Genomic DNA, 647 nt, shown 5'->3' with positions numbered 1-647 from the left:
CTGCAGCGCCTCGCACCACGCGCGCAGCGGGCGCCGGCCTGGCTCGGCGAGCGGCGCCAGCGCCTCGACCAGCGCGCTCCACAGCCGGGCCTCGCCGGGGTGCAGGCGTTCGGCGTCGATCTGCGAGGTGCGGCGCCAGCCGTGGCGGCGGCAGCTGGCTTCGAGCGATTGCGCGAGCGCCGCCACCGGGCCCAGGCCGGGCCATGGGGCGGTCAGGGATTTGAGGGCATCGAGCGTCGCATCGGCACTCGATGCCCCGACCGCCCGCAGCAGGCCCATCAGCTGCGCCGCGGCGCGGGTGGTCGAGAGCTTCCAGCCGGTTTCATCCAGCACCGCGACCGACTGCCGCGCCAGCAGCGCGTGCACGCGGCGCACCAGCAGGCGGTCCTGCGCGACCAGCGCCACCGGCAACTCGCCGCGCTGCACATGCGCCAGCACCTGCGCGGCGGTGGCCTGGGCCTCGTCCTCGAAGCCCTCGCACAGCGCGACGGCCGGCGCCCGCGAAGGCAGCCGCTGCGCCGCGGCATCGGTGTCGACGACGAGCACCGGCACGCGCGCGGCGCCCAGCAGCGCGTCGGTCAGCGGATCGCTGCCGCCGGCGCGCACCGCGATCCAGGCGCCGGGCTGCAGCGCGAACAGCGCGTCGG

The 647-nt window shown here is 77.3% G+C and carries 1 pseudogene; it reads right to left on the bottom strand.

What is annotated here, in order from left to right:
* Nucleotides 1–647: pseudogene (locus tag AC1D01_RS37650) on the bottom strand (PD-(D/E)XK nuclease family protein); the annotation flags it as partial.

This window comes from Rhizobacter sp. P3_B12 (genome assembly GCF_056402895.1).
Note: the sequence above shows the minus strand (reverse complement) of the source record. Positions and strands in the feature narration are given on the sequence as shown.